This window comes from Photobacterium marinum (assembly GCF_000331515.1).
Taxonomy (GTDB): Bacteria; Pseudomonadota; Gammaproteobacteria; order Enterobacterales; family Vibrionaceae; genus Photobacterium; species Photobacterium marinum.
Genome location: NZ_AMZO01000001.1, coordinates 169,280 through 186,593 on the forward strand (window position 1 = coordinate 169,280; position 17,314 = coordinate 186,593).

Consider the following 17,314-nt stretch of genomic DNA (forward strand, 5'->3'; position numbering starts at 1 on the left):
CATAAAAATCCCTGCAAGAATATCGGCGCAAGGAATACACGAAATTTTATGCTTTGAGATTAACACCCGAACCCTAACAGAACCTTAATCGAGCAAGCGTAATCCTGAAGGTAATGCATCACCGAATACTCGCTTGGTTTCTGCTTCTGTCAGTACCTTCACTTCCGAAATCATGTTGATCCAACTTTCTGGAGCTTTGCTTTTCTTAAGCTTAGCAATGACTTCAGCACGGTTTTGTTCATCAACATCAAGCGCGCGGTCACCTGTCATACGGCACATCATCACCGCGGCAAAAGCGATATAAGGCTCTTTGCGCCAGTCAAACTCCATTAGCTCAGGTAAACAGTAAGCGATGTGCTGTGGTGTTAGCAGGTTATGCGCACTGCCATAAAACGGACTACGAGTTGCTATACGGCCGATTGCCCACCAGTGAGCCTGTGCATGCTGAGTTTTTTGTAAGCGGCCAAACAGCCACTCGATAAGCTGCAGCTTTTTATCAAACGGTAAGTTTTCCAGTGATGCGGCCAAGCGAACCATGTCCTCGTAGCTGCGCTCATTCATTTCCTTACTGAGCTTGCCGTTACGTAGGGCACTTGGGTTAATGTACTTGGCTATATCTTTAAAGATCACCAATTGCTGTTCCTGAGACAGTCCGCCAGCTACCCGGCGCCAGAGGTTCCACCAGTCGCTCCAGGTTTGAGTGTTGCTGTCGAACTGAACACTATGCTGATACAGTGCCCATAACTGATCCATGCGCCATTCGTCAGACGGATACCCGAATCCCGGACGCATCGTAAACCCTGTAAGCTTCAGCCAGTTTCTTTCGTGAATGTCAGAGCGGCGGCGGCGCTTTTTACTGTCGAGCAGGGCATTGGCCAGTTCACGCAGGCTTGGTGTCTCCCAGTTATCGCGTTTACCCAGCATTTTTTCCAGGTCGTTACGCAGCGTTTTAATCGCTTTATTATCGACGTTTTTGGTACTGCCACCATAGACTTGTTTGATAGCACTGATGGCATCGTCGATACGGGCAGGCAATGCGGACTCAGCCAGGGTTGAACCTTCATGGCCTCGCTGGAGTTTTGCCAGATCTTTTCGAATGGCAAACTCTACTTTCCAGCGTTTGCTTTCATCGTTCACACTGACGCATTCGATCTGAAGGGTTCCGACTTCGGTCAATTGGCAGGCGAGGGTGACTTCTTCACGATCTTTCTGGTTGGCAGCCAGTTCAGCACGGTTTCGCTCGCTGTCTAATGTTGCGATAAATGGCGGTAAAGACACAAAACTTTCGTTATCAATGTCAAATAACTTGCCTGCCTGGGTGTATTCATCATCTGTTGATGAAACAAGGTTGAAACGAACTGGTTCGCCAAGGGTCAGGGCAAACTTACGATCTTTAAATCTGATCTCTGTACCTTCATCAATCCCTTTAGGCAGTATACAAATACCTTGTTTGGCTTTTTTCTTACCTTCCAGGACAAGGAAGAAAGAGCGGGCTGAACCACCACCAATTTTTAGCTGAGCACCGTGGCGAGCTTTCGCATAGGCTACTGCACCGTGGGCGACAGATAGGTCCGGATGCGGGTTTTTTAATTCTGTGACGGTGTCACCTCGCCAGTGCGAGAAAGTATCCAGCACACGGTTTGATAGAATCGGGCTGTTGAATACACCGCCGTTAAGTAGTACTGCCGCAGGAATGGCTGGTTGGTCGTCACCAATGCTAATGTCATTGGCAGTTAATGCTTCACGACATACCTTGTCATGCAAATCAATGAACTGAGCAAGGTGCTTACTGATGGCTGGATCCGCAGCATAGGGCAGGCCGAATTCAACAACTGCTGCCTGGCGCTGGCTTGGCTGATCTTTATATTCTGTTTTCGGGAAAAAACCGTCCAAGGCTATGCAGTGAACTTCTTCTCGGGTCAGCTCAATACTCTTTGAACCGCCAATCAGTTTAGAGCCGCTGCCTAGTAAGGTGACTTTGGCTGTCTCCGGCGCGTTGCCGGACAGCAGCTGTTCTTTCACCTTCCGGGTTTGCTGGATCAGTTTGGACAAACCCGCTGCACTGAGTTTTTTAGCACCGCCATGCAGGCGCTGTTCTGCTTTATGTGCCAGGGCAAGATCCAGGTTATCACCACCAAGCATCAGGTGATCGCCGACACCGATGCGATCCAGCGTGAGCTTGTCATCTTCTGTCCCGACTTTGATCAGGCTTAAATCTGTTGTACCACCGCCAACATCGCACACCATCAGCAGAGGGATGTTTTTAAGCAGTTGTTCGGCTTCCGCTTTATTCTGGGCATACCAGTCATAGCAAACGGCCTGAGGCTCTTCAAGCAGCAGGATATTTGGTAAGCCAGCCATAGCGGCTGCTTCTAGAGTTAAGGCTCGAGCTGATTCGTCGAATGAGGCAGGAACAGTGATAACCACTTCCTGGTGTTTCAGCTTTGCATTCGGATGGTGGTAATCCCATGCCTGACGAACATGGTTGAGGTAGCTGGCACTAGCGACAACTGGCGAGACTTTGACTACCTTGCTATTTGAAGACCATGGCAAGATAGGCTCACTGCGGTCTACACCGGTGTGAGACAGCCAGCTCTTGGCACTGACAACCTGGCGGCCTTCAACTTTAGCGCCGAGTTCACGAGCGAATTCACCAATAATCGCATTATCGATATCACCCGGAACCGGTTCGACATCCCAAGGTAGTACTAATTCAGAAGGATTGATTTCACCTTCAGTCGGATGATAACGGAATGAAGGCAATAGCGGTTTTCTTGCCACTTCGCCCGGTGCGATCAGCTGATCGATTTCAAAGATTTCAATAGGGCTTGATTCGAGATCGTCGGTAATTGGTGTGAATGCGACAACAGTGTGCGTTGTACCTAGATCGATACCGACAAGATAACGAGGGGAAGACATCTGTTACTCCAAAAAAATTACGGCGCATCGTGGATGCGCCGTAATGAGGTAGGGGTTATTTTTCGCGAACGTCGAACTCAACCTGCCATTTTTCGCCGCCATCTGTAGGAATAGCTTCAAGGCAAAGCGTTCCTAGTTCAGTCACGCGGGACGCAAGGCGAACCGGGACAACTTCACCGGCAGTGCGGCCTTCAGAAACAGGCAGAGTTACCTGAATCGCCGGTAGTTCTTCCAGCTCTTCTGGCTGCCACCAGTCCAGGTGAGTACCAGCAGGGTCATCACGACGAACTGTTGAGCCGAAGAACTTGAATTGAACCGGCTGACCGATAATCAGGCCGAACTCACGGCTTGGTACGTCAGCGTGTGTGCCTTCTTCCATACCGAATGGTGCCACACACAGGGCTTCCAGAGGCGGTTCCATACCTGGAATCGCAGGCATAGAGCTTTCGATACCTACGTAGTAGCTGCTTGCGATACCACCACGGATACGAACGCCTTTACCTTTACGAACTGAGCCGTAATATGACGCACCGCTCGCGACTGCAAGATCCAGGTCAACGCCTGTTAGTCGCTTAGCTTCAGGGCTACCGGCTGTAGTCAGCCAGCTGTTGATGATAGACAGCAGACGCTCAGAGAGCAGCTGAGACTTCAGTACACCACCGTTAAACAGAATCGCTGTCGGGCGGATGAAACCGTCATGAACTTGCTCGTACTTTTCAAACAGCTCGTCAACAGCAGAAGACTGGCGGCTCAGGAAGCCGGCAACATGACGGGACACTGCTGCGTCCTGAGCATAAGGCAGACCCATTTGAGTCAGAGCGCCGCGCTGCATTTCAACCGGATGCTCTTCAACGCTGTTGCGAGGGAAGAAACCTTCAACCAGAGTTTGCTGCACTTCTTCCTGAGTCAATTCCGTTTGCAGAGTTCCGCCCAGCAGCTTAGAGCCACGGCTAGGTACTACGATTGGCACAGCCTGAAGCTCAGAGTCGCTCAGCAGGGCTTCTTTTGCATCACGGCAGGCATGTGTGATTGCCTGGATCTGCCATGGTTGAAGCTGCTTGCCTTCCTGCGCCAGTTTCATTTTCAGGCGGTAGGCCAGAGCCAGGTCCATGTTGTCACCACCCAGCAGGATGTGGTCACCAACCGCAACGCGGTTAAGTACCAGGTTGCCTTCTTCTTCAGTTACAGCAACCAGTGAAAGGTCGGTAGTACCACCACCGATATCAACAACCAGTACCACATCACCGACAGAAACCTGGTCACGCCAGCTTTCATCATTGTTCTTCAGCCAGCTGTATACTGCTGCCTGAGGCTCTTCCAGCAGCGTCATGTGTTTGAAGCCGACACTGCGGGCCGCTTCTGCTGTCAGGTCACGGGCTGCCGGATCAAATGATGCAGGAACAGTAATGGTTACATCCTGATCAAACAGCGGTGTTTCAGGGTGTTTGTTGTTCCAGGCTTCAGCCATGTGCTCAAGATAGTTACGGGTCGCTTCAAGTGGAGAAACCTTAGTAACCTCTTCAGGGCTGTTTAGCGGCAGAAAGGCATCACGACGGTTTACACCACCGTGGCACAACCAGCTTTTTGCACTGGCAACCAGGCGGATAGGGGTTTTGCTTCCCAGAGAGCGCGCCATGCTACCTACGATAGCATTCGGCTTAGCGTTCCATGGAAGAGCTGTGTCGCCTTCAGCAAGCTCAGATTCGTGAGCCTGGTACATAAAAGATGGCAGCTGATCTTTTTCTTCAACATTACCTGGGTTGGTAAGCTGAGCCATAGGCATAACGTTAACTGATGCGTCTTCGTCATGCAGATCAACATAGGATAGTACGCAGTGTGTAGTACCCAGGTCGATACCTACACTAAAACGTTGTTCTTGTGTTTCTTGCATTACAGTTCTACCTCAGCGGCGGCAACGATGTGTGCATCGTGACCTTCTGCCAGTTTAGGCAGTTTAACTTCAGTCACTTTCCAGCCGCGGTGGACAAGGGTTCCGGTGAAAGGAGCTTCGCCAACCACATTACCTGTCAGGCGCACCTCAGAGGCATTGAAACCTTGTGGCAGGGTAATGCGAGTTTCTTCTTCTTCGGTACGAACCGGCGCGAAGCTAAAGTATTCGTTTAGTACTTTTTGGCCGCCTTCGTGGATAACACGTGCAGCAGCACCGATTTCAGCATCAGCAAAACCTTTCAGGTCTTCCTGCATGAAATCGATAAAGCGGGCTTCTTGCTGAAGTAATGAAAGCAGCTGAAGCGCAGCGTCTGGCGTTGCGGTTTTCAGCTTTGGTTCTACTTCAACAATTTTTTCTACAATCTTTTCAACTTCTACGATCTTCTCTACTGGTTTTTCAACCTCGACGATTTTCTCTACTTCGACTTCTTTTTCGACAACCTTTTCAACTTCTACCGGTTTTCCTTTTTTAGCGATGTACAAAACTAGTAGTACCAATACCAGTCCGCCTAACCAGGCATGACCCATATCAATAGTTGTCGGCACTGCCGAAAGATCCACAGTCATATTAGAAAAATCAAAAGCCATATCCGTCTTCTCTTTACAGTGAAAAACTCATTCACTATGAACAATTTGGGCTGAATACTAACATACTCATGCTGCAATACATCTAAGGCGGGGGGCTTTTTTGCCTTAAATCAGCTAAGAATTGGTGCCTTAGATTAATTTGCAACCAATCAAGGGTTTGACATAACTCTGTCATTGTAGTCCAGCCGCTGTGATATTCTATTGCGTCCATAAAGTATTTTATGAAAACTTTGATTGCTTCCTTCCATTTTTTGTCTGTTTTTCACGACCTTGTCACTCTTTGTTCATGTTTTCACCCCTTTGCTTGAAACAAAATGACTAAATTATGTTTCAAAATTTCTAAGGGATATTTCTATCAATTAAGCACAATGTGTGATTGATCAGGTTATTGGTGTTGGTTTTGGGTAGACTGACAGCTCAAAAATACAAGCTATGAAAGCTTGAGCCCCCACTACATTGTTTTACTGGAAGAGAGCAATGGATTGGTGGAATATACTTAGCAATGAAGAGATATCAGGCAAGACTATGTCATCAGATTACTACGGCACCAGTGCCGCTTATGCTCGCAAAGAACAGGGTTACCGTGAGAAGGCTCTTAAACTGTTTCCATGGGTTTGCGGGCGTTGTTCACGTGAGTTTGTTTACTCAAATTTGCGTGAATTAACCGTTCATCATGTTGATCATGACCACACAAACAACCCGGAAGACGGGAGTAACTGGGAGTTGCTGTGTCTTTTCTGCCACGACCATGAGCATGAAAAGTATACGGAGCATGAGCAGCAGATGGGAAGTGTTGTAAAAGCCGGTGAGGACGATCACGAGCCTGCGACTTTTAATCCATTTGCCGACTTAAAGGCGATGATGGATAAGAAAAATAAATAAATCTATAGCAGTGGTTCTAAGCTTTTTCAGGTGTGGAACCACTGTTTATGTTTTCTATTCTATTTTCTTCGATACCGTCAGGTTTGGACTTCATGGCCAGCGTAAATACTGGTTGTAAATAAAGGACTATAAAGCAGATTTCCAACAGTCTGATTATGGGTAATCCAGCACAGACTTAATTTCTGTCAGGTTATCATCAATCCACTTCTTATTAATTGCTCCCCAGTCACTGATTTCATAGTGACCAGTTCTGTTTCGTTTTCCTTTCGCCTGAATAAAATTACAGACAATATCGAGATCGGCCAGGCTCTTAATCGTGTCTTGGGCTGTACGCCTTGGCATACCTGTATATTCAAGAATACCGGGCACGGTCGCGATTCCATGATCGATCAGATGGGCAATATAGAGCCTGCGATAAAAGCTTGTTTTTGTTTTGCTTATTGGCATATACGTAGTTAATCCTTCAACTATTTATCCCCTTAGGTTTTCAGAGTAACACTAAAGAGGGAGGCTATCGAGTTATCAATTTTCCAGATGCTGGCTAGATTTATAGTTAACTTGCCTGTTTTGGAGTCGGCAAATGGATAGTGAAAATCAGCGTAAAGCTGAGCTCAAAGCGTTTCTTTTTATCACTATAATTCTTTTCCCGATCCTCGCTGTTGCCGTTGTTGGCGGTTACGGCTTTCTGGTGTGGTTTCTACAGGTGCTTACCGGTTAATTGATCGAAGCGAGTATGTAGAGAGGTCGCAATGAAATTTTCTCGTCGTGCATTTATAAAGGCTCAGGCAGCTGCGTCAGCTGCGGCTGCTGTTGGACTGACGATACCGGTTAAGGCCAGTAACGTTATTACTGACGCTTCGCAAACCAAACTTAAATGGCAAAAGGCACCTTGTCGTTTCTGTGGTACGGGTTGTTCGGTGAACGTGGGTGTTAAAGGCGATACCGTTGTTGCAACACATGGTGATATCAAATCACCGGTAAACCGCGGTCTTAACTGTGTAAAAGGCTATTTCCTCTCGAAGATCATGTACGGCAAGGATCGCCTCACTCAGCCAATGCTCAGGATGAAAGATGGGAAGTATCACAAGAATGGTGATTTCAGCCCTATATCCTGGGATGAGGCATTTGACATCATGGCCGAAAAATGGAAGAAAACCCTGATAGATAAAGGGCCGGAAGCTATCGGAATGTTCGGTTCCGGTCAATGGACTGTGTATGAAGGTTATGCTGCTTCCAAATTGATGAAGGCCGGATTCCGTTCCAATAATATTGAGCCGAATGCACGCCATTGTATGGCATCCGCAGTTGTCGGCTTTATTCGCACCTTTGGTATTGATGAGCCGATGGGGTGCTATGACGATATCGAAGCGGCTGATGCTTTTGTCCTCTGGGGCTCAAATATGGCGGAAATGCATCCCATCTTGTGGACCAGGGTAACGGATCGTCGGTTGTCCAAACCAGACGTTAAAGTGTCGGTTCTTTCTACCTTTGAACACCGCTGTTACGAGTTGGCTGATATTCCAATCGTGTTCACGCCACAGACAGATTTAGCGATTCTCAATTTTATCGCTAACTACATTATCTCCAATGATAAAGTGAACCATGAATTTGTTAATAAGCATGTGAACTTTCGGCGTGGTGCAACGGATATCGGTTATGGTTTGCGCCCAGAGCATCCTTTACAGAAAAAGGCCAAGAATCCTGATAGCGGTAGTTCAGACCCGATGACATTTGATGAGTTCAAAGCGTTTGTTTCTGACTATACCGTTGAAAAAGTCAGCGAGATGTCCGGTGTTAAACCGGAGAAACTGATTGAACTCGCTGAGCTTTATGCGAACCCAGACACGAAAGTTGTCTCTTTTTGGACAATGGGATTCAATCAGCATACTCGTGGTGTGTGGTGTAACAATCTGGTTTATAACATTCATCTGTTGACGGGAAAAATCTCCACTCCGGGTAACAGTCCGTTTTCATTAACCGGGCAGCCATCTGCTTGTGGTACAGCAAGAGAAGTGGGGACATTTGCCCATCGTCTACCTGCCGATTTGGTAGTAGCTAATCCGGAGCATCGTAAAACAGCTGAGAAAATCTGGAAGTTACCTGACGGTACGATTCCTGGGAAAGTCGGTGCTCATGCGGTTTTACAAAATCGTTTGTTACGTGACGGCAAGATTAACGCTTACTGGATTCAGGTAAACAATAACCTGCAAGCTGCAGCTAATATCAATGAAGAAACCCTACCAGGCTATCGTAACCCGGATAACTTTATCGTTGTATCAGAGGCTTATCCGACGGTTACTGCGCAGGCTGCAGATCTTATTCTTCCTACAGCAATGTGGGTGGAAAAAGAAGGTGCTTACGGTAATGCTGAAAGGCGGACACAGCTCTGGCATCAAATGGTGAAAGCGCCGGGAGAATCTAAATCTGATCTCTGGCAGTTGATGGAGTTTTCTAAACGCTTTAAAACTGAAGACGTTTGGCCGAAAGAGTTGCTTGATAAAAATCCGGTTTATAAAAACAAAACCTTGTTTGATGTACTTTTCCTCAATGGTCAGGTAGATAAGTTCCCGTTAACGGATTTGGCTGAAGGTCAAAGTAATGATGAATCAACCGATTACGGCTTTTATGTACAGAAAGGTCTGTTTGAAGAATATGCTGAGTTCGGGCGCGGGCATGGTCACGATTTGGCACCATTTGAGATGTACCACGAAAGCCGTGGGCTGCGTTGGCCTGTTGTAGACGGAAAAGAAACACTATGGCGTTATCGGGAAGGTTCGGATCCTTATGTCAAAAAAGGCGCCGGATTTGAGTTTTATGGAAAACCTGATGGCAGAGCGATTATTTTTGCCTTGCCATATGAGCCGCCAGCTGAGAGCCCGGATAAAGAATACGACTTGTGGTTGGTTACAGGCCGGGTGCTTGAACACTGGCATTCTGGTTCTATGACACAGCGGGTTCCTGAGCTTTATAAATCCTACCCAAATGCTCAGGTCTTTATTCATCCTGATGACGCCAGGTCCAGAGGGCTAAGGCGGGGTGATGCGGTTAAAGTCATATCGCGTCGGGGGGAAATAATTACCAGGGTTGAAACCCGTGGTCGTAACAAACCGCCGAAAGGTCTGATTTTTGTTCCATGGTTCGATGCAAGTCAGCTGATAAATAAAGTGACATTGGATGCAACCGATCCACTGTCAAAGCAGACCGACTTTAAGAAATGTGCTGTAAAACTTGTGAAAGCATAGGAGCCAGCACAATGAAATGGTTAATAACACTAACAACTTTGTTTTTATCATTCTTTGTTTTGGCTGCAAATCCCGTCAGTGATCAAGATTTGGCCACATTGCGTCATTTTGCACTGGATGAGCAGCCTCAACCGCCAATGATGAGTAAAACACTAAATACAGATCGTATTCCAAGCCGTAACTATCCGATGCAGCCACCGCTGATTCCTCACAAGATAGATAACTATCAGGTCGATCTTAAAGTGAACAAATGTATGTCTTGTCATGCCCGTAGTAGGGTGGAAGAAACTCAGGCAAGAATGATCAGTGTGACTCACTATATGGATCGCGACGGTAACTTCCTGGCAGAACTGTCTCCGCGACGTTATTTTTGTCAGCAGTGCCATGTTGTTCAGACCGATGCCAAACCGCTGGTGCATAATAATTTCACTGATCTTGACACCATAATTGGTCAGGAGAAGTGAGGAGGAAGCCGGGATGTGGAATTGGATAAAAAAGTGGTTGAAGTTGATCAGGACGCCACCTAAGCATTTCAGCCTTGGTTTTCTGACGTTAGGAGGATTTATTGCCGGGATTATTTTCTGGGGAGCTTTCAATACCGGGATGGAGTTTACAAATTCTGAAGTGTTCTGTGTAAGCTGCCATGAAGATAATGTCTACCAGGAAATCCAGGGAACCATCCATTTTACGAATCGCACAGGAGTCCGGGCGATTTGCTCCGATTGTCATGTTCCTCATGACTGGACCGATAAAATGGCGAGAAAGATGCAGGCATCTAAAGAAGTTTTTGCCTGGATCACAGGTGCTATATCAACCCCTGAAAAATTTGAAGCAAGACGTTTACACATGGCTGAGCGTGAATGGACTCGGATGAAGAAAAGTGACTCGCTGGAATGCCGAAATTGCCACGAGTTTGTCTATATGGATTTTACCCGACAATCACTAAGAGCATCAGCACAGCACTCTACCGCATTGGCCGATGGTAGTCGCACTTGTATTGATTGCCATAAAGGTATTGCCCATAAATTACCAGATATGCAGGGGGTAGAAGGATTCTGACTTAAATTCTTGTGTTCCGACCTGTTTAATCGAAATTGTGACGTATATTTAAGCCCACGAATGTGGGCTTTGTTGTCATTAGTGGCAGATCTTGGTAATCAGCGTTTATAAGATGGTAGAATTGATCACACCCTATTTTGACGGTGGGTCTTCCGGTTTTTCTTAATCAAGCCTGTACGAAAGGGCAAATGGTATTGGCTTGATCTTGCATGGCTAAATATCCGGGAATAAAATGCGCTATTCGAACGTTTCTGCGCTTTGTTTTCTTTGACCATGATGAAGTCATAATAATAACCATGGGAACATATGTTATATGAGTAAATTTACAGTACCGACGTTTAAAAAAGCGTTTCTGCATCCTCGGTATTGGTTAACGCTATTGATGATTGGCGTTATGTATCTGATGAGCTGGCTGCCTTACTTTATCCAGTTTCGTTTAGGTCAGGGTTTTGGTCGTCTTGCGATGCACTTTATGAAAAAGCGCCGTAAAACTATCGAGCGTAATTTGGAATTATGTTTTCCTGATATGCCAGAACAAGAACGCCAGGAATTAATTCAAAAGAATATCGATAATACAGGTTTGGCTCTGTTTGAAACTTGTATGGCTTGGTTCTGGCCGGATCTTCGAGTCGAACGTCATGTTAAAATAGAAGGTCTGGAGCACCTCTATAAGTTGGAAGAAGAAGGCAAGGGTGTATTGCTGATAGCCATTCACTCATTGAATCTTGAGCTTGGGGCTCGGGCCTTTGGACTAAAGGCTCCGGGCGTTGGTGTTTACAGACCAAATACCAATCCGTGTTTTGACTACTTCCAGTTTAAAGGTCGCGTTCGTTCCAATAAATACATGATTGATCGTAAAGATGTGAAGGGAATGCTGAAGGCTCTGCGCGATGGTGAGCGAGTTTGGTATGCACCAGACCATGATTATGGTCTTCGTCGTTCGTCTTTTGCTCCTTTGTTTGCGGTTGAGAAAGCATGTACAACGACAGGAACAAGTTTGCTGGTTGATGCAACAGATTGTGCAGTAGTGCCATTTGCGATGGTACGTGAAAGTAATTATGGTCGTTATACACTGAAAATTTTCCCGCCACTGGACGAATTTCCACATAACGAGCCGGATGCAGCAGCTGCTTACATAAACAAAGCCATTGAGCGTTCAATAATGGAAGCGCCGGAGCAGTACATGTGGCTTCACCGCCGTTTCAAAACTCGCCCTGAAGGCGAAGCTTCACTGTACTGAGCAGAGACGTTATAAATAATATTAAGGCAGCCTAACGGCTGCCTTTTTTATCACTGATTTTATACAGAAAAGAAAATAGCTTTATCCAACTAGTCGGCCTTCTTGATAATCACTAATGGCTTGTTCAATCTCTTCCATTGTATTCATAACAAACGGCCCGTAATGAACAATAGGTTCATCAATAGGGATGCCAGACAGCAGGAGGACACCTGAATCATCGTTAGCAGAAATTGACAGACCTTCTCCCTGATCCAGAATAACAAGTTGTCCGGCTTTAGCTGTAACTCCTTCAATCTCTATATGTCCCTGATAGACATACAACAGGGCCTGATAATCCGGATTGAGGCAACTCGAGAAATGTTCGCCCTTACTTGCTTGCCAGTCGGCGATGGTGGTCGGGACTCCTGTTTGTTGTAACGGTCCTGTCAGAGTTTCACCTCTAATTGTCAGATCGCCGGCGATCACTCGTACCAGACTATGATCAGATAACAGTTTTTCCGTAATCACTTCTGGTTGAAAATCATGATACTGAGCTTCTGACATTTTCTTGCTGGCGGGCAGGTTTAACCAAATCTGGAAACCGTGCAGGTTGCCGTCAGTCACCATCGGCATTTCGCTGTGGATCACACCGCGACCGGCAGACATCCATTGTGCACCGCCATCGCGTAGTTCACCTACGTTGCCCATATGGTCTTTATGTTGGAAATGACCATTAAGCATATATGTGAGAGTTTCGATGCCGCGATGCGGGTGAGCCGGAAATCCACCAATGTAATCGTCCGGGTTTTCTGATTTGATTTCATCAATCATCAGAAACGGTGAAAACTGAGCATTGTTGAACCCGTGAGTGCGTTGAATTTTAACGCCGTCACCATCCGAAGAAGCATGAGATTGAATAATTTGTTTAATGCGCCTGATAGCCATAAGACCTCCGAATAGTCCCTCGACCTTAACCTGAATAACCTGTTTGTTATAAGTCTAGAGTCGGCACGTATTGGTTAACAGATGGCAAAGTTGGCCGAAATGTTAGAAAAAATTGAATGACTGGATTTGGCAGAGAAGGGCATGACATCTTAGATTTGAGAATTCAATCGTTGCCAGGCTTCACAGATCTTACGGAATTGTTCAGCATCACCATTAGGACGATCCGGATGCCAGCGCAGGGCCAGTTTTCGCCATTGACGACGTACCTGAGACGGGCTTGCGTCTGTCGGCAGCTCCAGCAAGGCATAATCTTCCGGTTGAGCTGTGACGCTTTGAATAGTGCCAGTGCCGATATAACTTTGGTAGCGCTTCCAGAATGAAGACAGCAGAGACTTAATTACATCCGTGTCTGTGTTGTAGTTCTGCCAGTCGAGGTAATAACTTCTCAGTGGATCATCAATATCGACTTGGTTATGGTCGCCGGAAAGGTTATCAGACAAGCAAATATCCATAGCCTGAGCTTGTAGCCATTGATCCGGTAACAGCATTTCCTGCAGTTGATAAAGTGCATTCATTAACAGGAAATTGCGTTTAAAAAGATCTTTTTCGGGATCCTCATCCAGAGTTGTTAGCAGGCCTTTTTGTTTCAGGGCTTCGGAAAGGGTATGAATCATCCAGCCTGATGGTTTTTCTTTTAAAATCGAAATAATCGGCCAGATTAGCGGGTTGTCATACTCTGAATAGCGCTCCAATTCCATTGGCAGGAGGTTCCTAAAAATCTCAAATATATAGAGACTTTAGCAGAGGCATAAAATAATACCAATCAATATATAACCTAAAGGAATAATAAAAAGGCCAATCGAATGATTGGCCTTGTAGATATTTATCTTTATTACTGGTGGTTAATTACTGAGCCAGTGAATAGAAGATTGCTGAAATTGAAACCAGGCCGATAACAACAATGAAAATGTTGCTCAGTGCACCAGAGTATTGGCGCATAGATGGCACTTTCTTAATTGCGTACATTGGCATGATAAATAGCAGCATTGCGATAACCGGGCCACCCAGGCTTTCAATCATACCCAGAATACTTGGGTTAATAGTTGCAACTGCCCAAGTTGTTACCAGCATGAATAGCGCAGTGAACGTATTCAGTGCTTTAGGGCCAACTTGTTTACCACGGCTGCGCGCCATTTTGATTACGATACCATTCAGGCCTTCGCTTGCACCCAGGTAGTGACCAAGGAAAGACTTAGTAATCGCAATAATTGCAACGATTGGTGCAGCATAAGCGATCGCTGGCGTATTAAAGTGGTTCGCTAGGTAAGTCAGGATAGAAACGTTTTGTGCCTTCGCTTCAGCAAGGTTAGCCGGAGACAGGCTCAGAACACAGCTGAATACGAAGAACATTACAGTTACAACCATCATGATGTGGCTGCGAGCCAGAATGCGAGAACATTGCTTCTCGGCATTTGCGCCGTATTCTTTCTGCTTGGCTACAGCGAAAGAAGAGATCACCGGAGAGTGGTTGAATGAGAAAACCATAACCGGAAGGATCAGCCAAACTGCCATCAGAATTGTGCTAAAGCCACCGTCTGCAGGAACGATTTCGTTGAAAATCGTACCGTTCCAGTAAGGAACCAGGTACAGTGCCAGCATCAGCAGTACAGCAACAAATGGGAAGACAAGTACGCTCATCGCTTTAACGATCAGCTGTTCGCCCAGACGTACAATCGCCATAAGAGCAACAATCAGTAGCAGTGCTAGAATAGCGCGCTCCGGTGGCTGGATGCCTAGCTGATGCTCCATGAAGCTTTCAACTGTGTTAGTCAGTGCCACACTGTAAACAAGCAGGATTGGGTAAATAGCGAAGAAGTACAGCAGGGTGATAACTTTACCCATGCCTACACCGAAGTGTTCTTCAACAACTTCTGTAATGTCAGCACCAGGATTAGAGCTGGACAGAACAAAACGAGTCATGCCGCGGTGTGCGAAGAAAGTCATTGGCAGGGCCAGCAGGGCCATAACCAATAGAGGGATAAGACCACCTACACCTGCGTTAATTGGCAGGAATAGTGTACCTGCACCTACAGCAGTACCGTAAAGGCCAAGGACCCAAACCGTATCGCTTTTGCTCCAACCAAGTTTGGTTGTGTTGGTTGAAGAAGTATTAACAGTATTGTTTTGTGTTGTGTCCATTATGGACATCTCCTTTATAGGTATATTGTTATAGCCTTTAAAGGGTTCTGGTAGCATACCTTCCGTGCTTCGCTCAGTAGCGAAGGAATATAAGCAGATCTCAGTACTTAAATAGTACTTATGTTCATTTGAACAGAGAAAGAAGCTAATGGTGAGTTGAATTTAATACTAGATTATATCTGGTATTAATTCATAAGACGGGTCCTGAGTCTGAAGTGCTATCCATGCGGCATTAAGCTGCTGATAAAATGTCTGCTTTATAATCGTTAATTAAATAAAACCTTATAAATACAAATGGAACCCTAAAGGACGGAAGGGAGTATAGGGGATTATTTGTTTCACAACTAATGATTTCGGTTTTTATTGAGATTGTTTGTGCAAATAACAGGCATATGTATCAATACCACAAAAGGATAGTTATGAAAAATTACGTCAAAAGATTGTGAGTTGTTAATACTTGGTTTTAAATATTCAGCTTAGGTATAACCAATAAAATTATCTGATGGCGCTATTTTATCAGGGTGGTGAATATATAGATGTAATAAAAAAGGAAGGCATAATGCCTTCCTTTAAAATTAATATGACTAATTTGAAATCAAATAAGATAAATATTAATCACGGAAATTATCAAACTGGAATGGCTGACCTAATTCTGCTTCGCGAACCAGTGTCATAGTTGCTTGCAGGTCATCGCGTTTTTTACCAGTTACACGAACTTTCTCGCCCTGAATAGAAGCCTGCACTTTGATCTTAGATTCTTTAATTGCCTTAACAACTTTCTTTGCTGTCAGGCTGTCGATACCTTGCTTGAACAGGACTTCCTGGTAAAAGGTTTTACCTGAATGGACAATGTCCTTAAGTTCCATCGCTCTTGCATCAACGCCACGCTTTGCCAGGTTACCGCGGAAAATATCCATCATCTGCTGGATTTGGAAATCAGCTTCGGCAACGACTTTCACAACTTCTTTGTTCAGTTCAAAGCTAGCTTCAACACCGCGGAAGTCGAAACGTGTTGCGAGTTCGCGGTTAGCGTTGTCTACAGCGTTCTTCAGTTCAACGCTATCAACTTCAGAAACAATATCAAAAGATGGCATTTGCAAGATCCTAATAGTTGGTTTGTTCCATTAGCAAGTGGCTTAAATCAGCATGACGGCGAACAGTTTTGCGCCGTCAGATTTCGTTTGGCTGCCTAAGAAACCTGCGTTTCTATTTATAGCTTATTTACGTGCTTTTACCGCATCAGCCAGCATCGTCAGCATGGTTTCAGTATCACCCCAGTTGATGCACGGATCGGTGATAGATTGGCCATAAGTAAGCTGAGCAAGGTTTGCTGCATCGACGCTCTGGTTACCTTCCTCGATAAAGCTCTCGGCCATAATGCCGGCAATGAAATGGCTGCCATTTTTGATCTGTTGACAGATATCAGCAGCAACATCTAACTGAAGTTTGTGTTGTTTCTGGCAGTTGCCGTGGCTGAAATCGACAATCAGGCGTTCAGGCAGTTCGAAGGACTTCAGAGTATCGCATGCTGCTTCGATATCTTCCTGATGGTAGTTCGGCATTTTGCCGCCACGCAGGATGATGTGACCGTGAGGGTTGCCCGAGGTACGGTAGATGGTCATTTCGCCGTGTTTAGACGGAGAGCAGAACACATGAGGTTCACGGGTTGCGCGGATAGCATCGATAGCAATCTTAATATTGCCATCAGTGCCGTTTTTGAAGCCAACAGGGCAGGATAGCGCTGATGCCATTTCACGGTGAATTTGTGATTCTGTAGTACGGGCACCGATAGCCCCCCAGGAAATCAGATCTGCCAGGTATTGGCCAGTGATCATATCCAGAAACTCAGTCGCTGTCGCCACTCCAAGTTTGTTGATATCAACCAGAAGTTTGCGGGCAGTGTGCAAGCCGGAAACCAGATCAAGGCTGCCATCAAGGTGAGGGTCAGAAACCAGACCTTTCCAGCCAACAACGGTACGAGGCTTTTCGAAGTAGGTGCGCATAACAATACAAAGTTGGTCTTTGTATTTGTCCTGAATTTCTTGAATGCGCTTTGCGTAATCAAGTGCAGCTTCAGGATCATGTACCGAGCAAGGGCCAACGATAACCAGAAGCCGGGAGTCTTGTCCCGTTAAAATCGCTTCAACCTGTCGGCGAGAGTTTGCAACATGCTCTGCAATTTCATCAGTGATTGGGTAAGCAGCTTCAACATCTGCTGGCGTTGGCATCGCCCCAAGGCTCACTGTGCGGAGTTCATCTGTTTTCATTGGCATAATACGTTTGCCTATCTCGGTATATCAAAAAATTACGA

The 17,314-nt window shown here is 45.9% G+C and carries 15 protein-coding genes; 6 read left to right on the forward strand and 9 right to left on the reverse strand.

What is annotated here, in order from left to right; all coding sequences use genetic code 11:
* Window positions 1-84: 84 nt before the first annotated feature.
* Genes C942_RS00750 through C942_RS00760 form a run of 3 tightly spaced genes read right to left on the reverse strand, consistent with a single transcriptional unit; the run spans window position 85 to window position 5,436 of the window.
* Window positions 85-2,919, reverse strand: a complete 2,835-nt coding sequence (locus C942_RS00750) for an Hsp70 family protein (RefSeq protein ID WP_007461336.1) — start codon at window positions 2,917-2,919, stop codon at window positions 85-87.
* Window positions 2,920-2,974: 55 nt separating this feature from the next.
* Window positions 2,975-4,810, reverse strand: coding sequence for an Hsp70 family protein (locus C942_RS00755; RefSeq protein ID WP_007461337.1), 1,836 nt, complete (start codon window positions 4,808-4,810; stop codon window positions 2,975-2,977).
* Entirely contained in the window at window positions 4,810-5,436 is a 627-nt protein-coding gene (locus C942_RS00760) for a DUF2760 domain-containing protein (protein ID WP_036798280.1), read from the reverse strand. The genes C942_RS00755 and C942_RS00760 overlap by 1 nt, the downstream gene beginning before the upstream one ends.
* A gap of 546 nt (window positions 5,437-5,982) precedes the next feature.
* Here C942_RS00760 and C942_RS00765 point away from each other — a divergent pair.
* Entirely contained in the window at window positions 5,983-6,339 is a 357-nt protein-coding gene (locus tag C942_RS00765; RefSeq protein ID WP_036798175.1) for a YajD family HNH nuclease, read from the forward strand.
* 153 nt (window positions 6,340-6,492) lie between these two features.
* Here the strand turns inward: C942_RS00765 and C942_RS00770 are convergent, their stop codons facing one another.
* Window positions 6,493-6,786: a winged helix-turn-helix domain-containing protein gene (locus C942_RS00770; RefSeq protein WP_036798177.1), complete on the reverse strand. Its 294-nt coding sequence runs from the start codon at window positions 6,784-6,786 to the stop codon at window positions 6,493-6,495.
* 133 nt (window positions 6,787-6,919) lie between these two features.
* Between C942_RS00770 and C942_RS24500 the strand changes: the two genes are divergently transcribed.
* From C942_RS24500 to lpxL, 5 genes are all read left to right on the forward strand, one after another.
* On the forward strand, window positions 6,920-7,057 hold the full coding sequence (locus C942_RS24500; RefSeq protein ID WP_007461346.1) for a periplasmic nitrate reductase, NapE protein: 138 nt from the start codon (window positions 6,920-6,922) through the stop codon (window positions 7,055-7,057).
* Between the two features lie 31 nt (window positions 7,058-7,088).
* On the forward strand, window positions 7,089-9,581 hold the full coding sequence (gene napA / locus C942_RS00775; protein ID WP_007461349.1) for a nitrate reductase catalytic subunit NapA: 2,493 nt from the start codon (window positions 7,089-7,091) through the stop codon (window positions 9,579-9,581).
* Window positions 9,582-9,592: 11 nt separating this feature from the next.
* Entirely contained in the window at window positions 9,593-10,045 is a 453-nt protein-coding gene (locus C942_RS00780; protein WP_007461351.1) for a nitrate reductase cytochrome c-type subunit, read from the forward strand.
* A gap of 13 nt (window positions 10,046-10,058) precedes the next feature.
* Window positions 10,059-10,640: a NapC/NirT family cytochrome c gene (locus tag C942_RS00785; protein WP_007461352.1), complete on the forward strand. Its 582-nt coding sequence runs from the start codon at window positions 10,059-10,061 to the stop codon at window positions 10,638-10,640.
* 313 nt (window positions 10,641-10,953) lie between these two features.
* On the forward strand, window positions 10,954-11,880 hold the full coding sequence (lpxL, locus tag C942_RS00790) for an LpxL/LpxP family Kdo(2)-lipid IV(A) lauroyl/palmitoleoyl acyltransferase (protein WP_007461354.1): 927 nt from the start codon (window positions 10,954-10,956) through the stop codon (window positions 11,878-11,880).
* A gap of 81 nt (window positions 11,881-11,961) precedes the next feature.
* On the opposite strand, the gene C942_RS00795 is transcribed toward lpxL, so the two are convergent.
* The 5 genes from C942_RS00795 to C942_RS00815 all read right to left on the reverse strand — a co-directional run bounded on the left by C942_RS00795 (window position 11,962) and on the right by C942_RS00815 (window position 17,276).
* Entirely contained in the window at window positions 11,962-12,804 is an 843-nt protein-coding gene (locus C942_RS00795; RefSeq protein WP_007461356.1) for a pirin family protein, read from the reverse strand.
* A 149-nt stretch (window positions 12,805-12,953) separates the two neighbouring features.
* Window positions 12,954-13,562: a DNA-J related domain-containing protein gene (locus tag C942_RS00800; RefSeq protein WP_007461358.1), complete on the reverse strand. Its 609-nt coding sequence runs from the start codon at window positions 13,560-13,562 to the stop codon at window positions 12,954-12,956.
* Window positions 13,563-13,710: 148 nt separating this feature from the next.
* Window positions 13,711-15,003 carry a serine/threonine transporter gene (locus C942_RS00805; RefSeq protein ID WP_007461360.1) on the reverse strand — a complete coding sequence of 431 codons (1,293 nt, stop codon included), beginning with the start codon at window positions 15,001-15,003 and terminating at the stop codon, window positions 13,711-13,713.
* Window positions 15,004-15,614: 611 nt separating this feature from the next.
* Entirely contained in the window at window positions 15,615-16,097 is a 483-nt protein-coding gene (locus C942_RS00810; RefSeq protein WP_007461363.1) for a YajQ family cyclic di-GMP-binding protein, read from the reverse strand.
* A 123-nt stretch (window positions 16,098-16,220) separates the two neighbouring features.
* Window positions 16,221-17,276, reverse strand: a complete 1,056-nt coding sequence (locus C942_RS00815; protein ID WP_007461365.1) for a 3-deoxy-7-phosphoheptulonate synthase — start codon at window positions 17,274-17,276, stop codon at window positions 16,221-16,223.
* Window positions 17,277-17,314 lie beyond the last annotated feature (38 nt).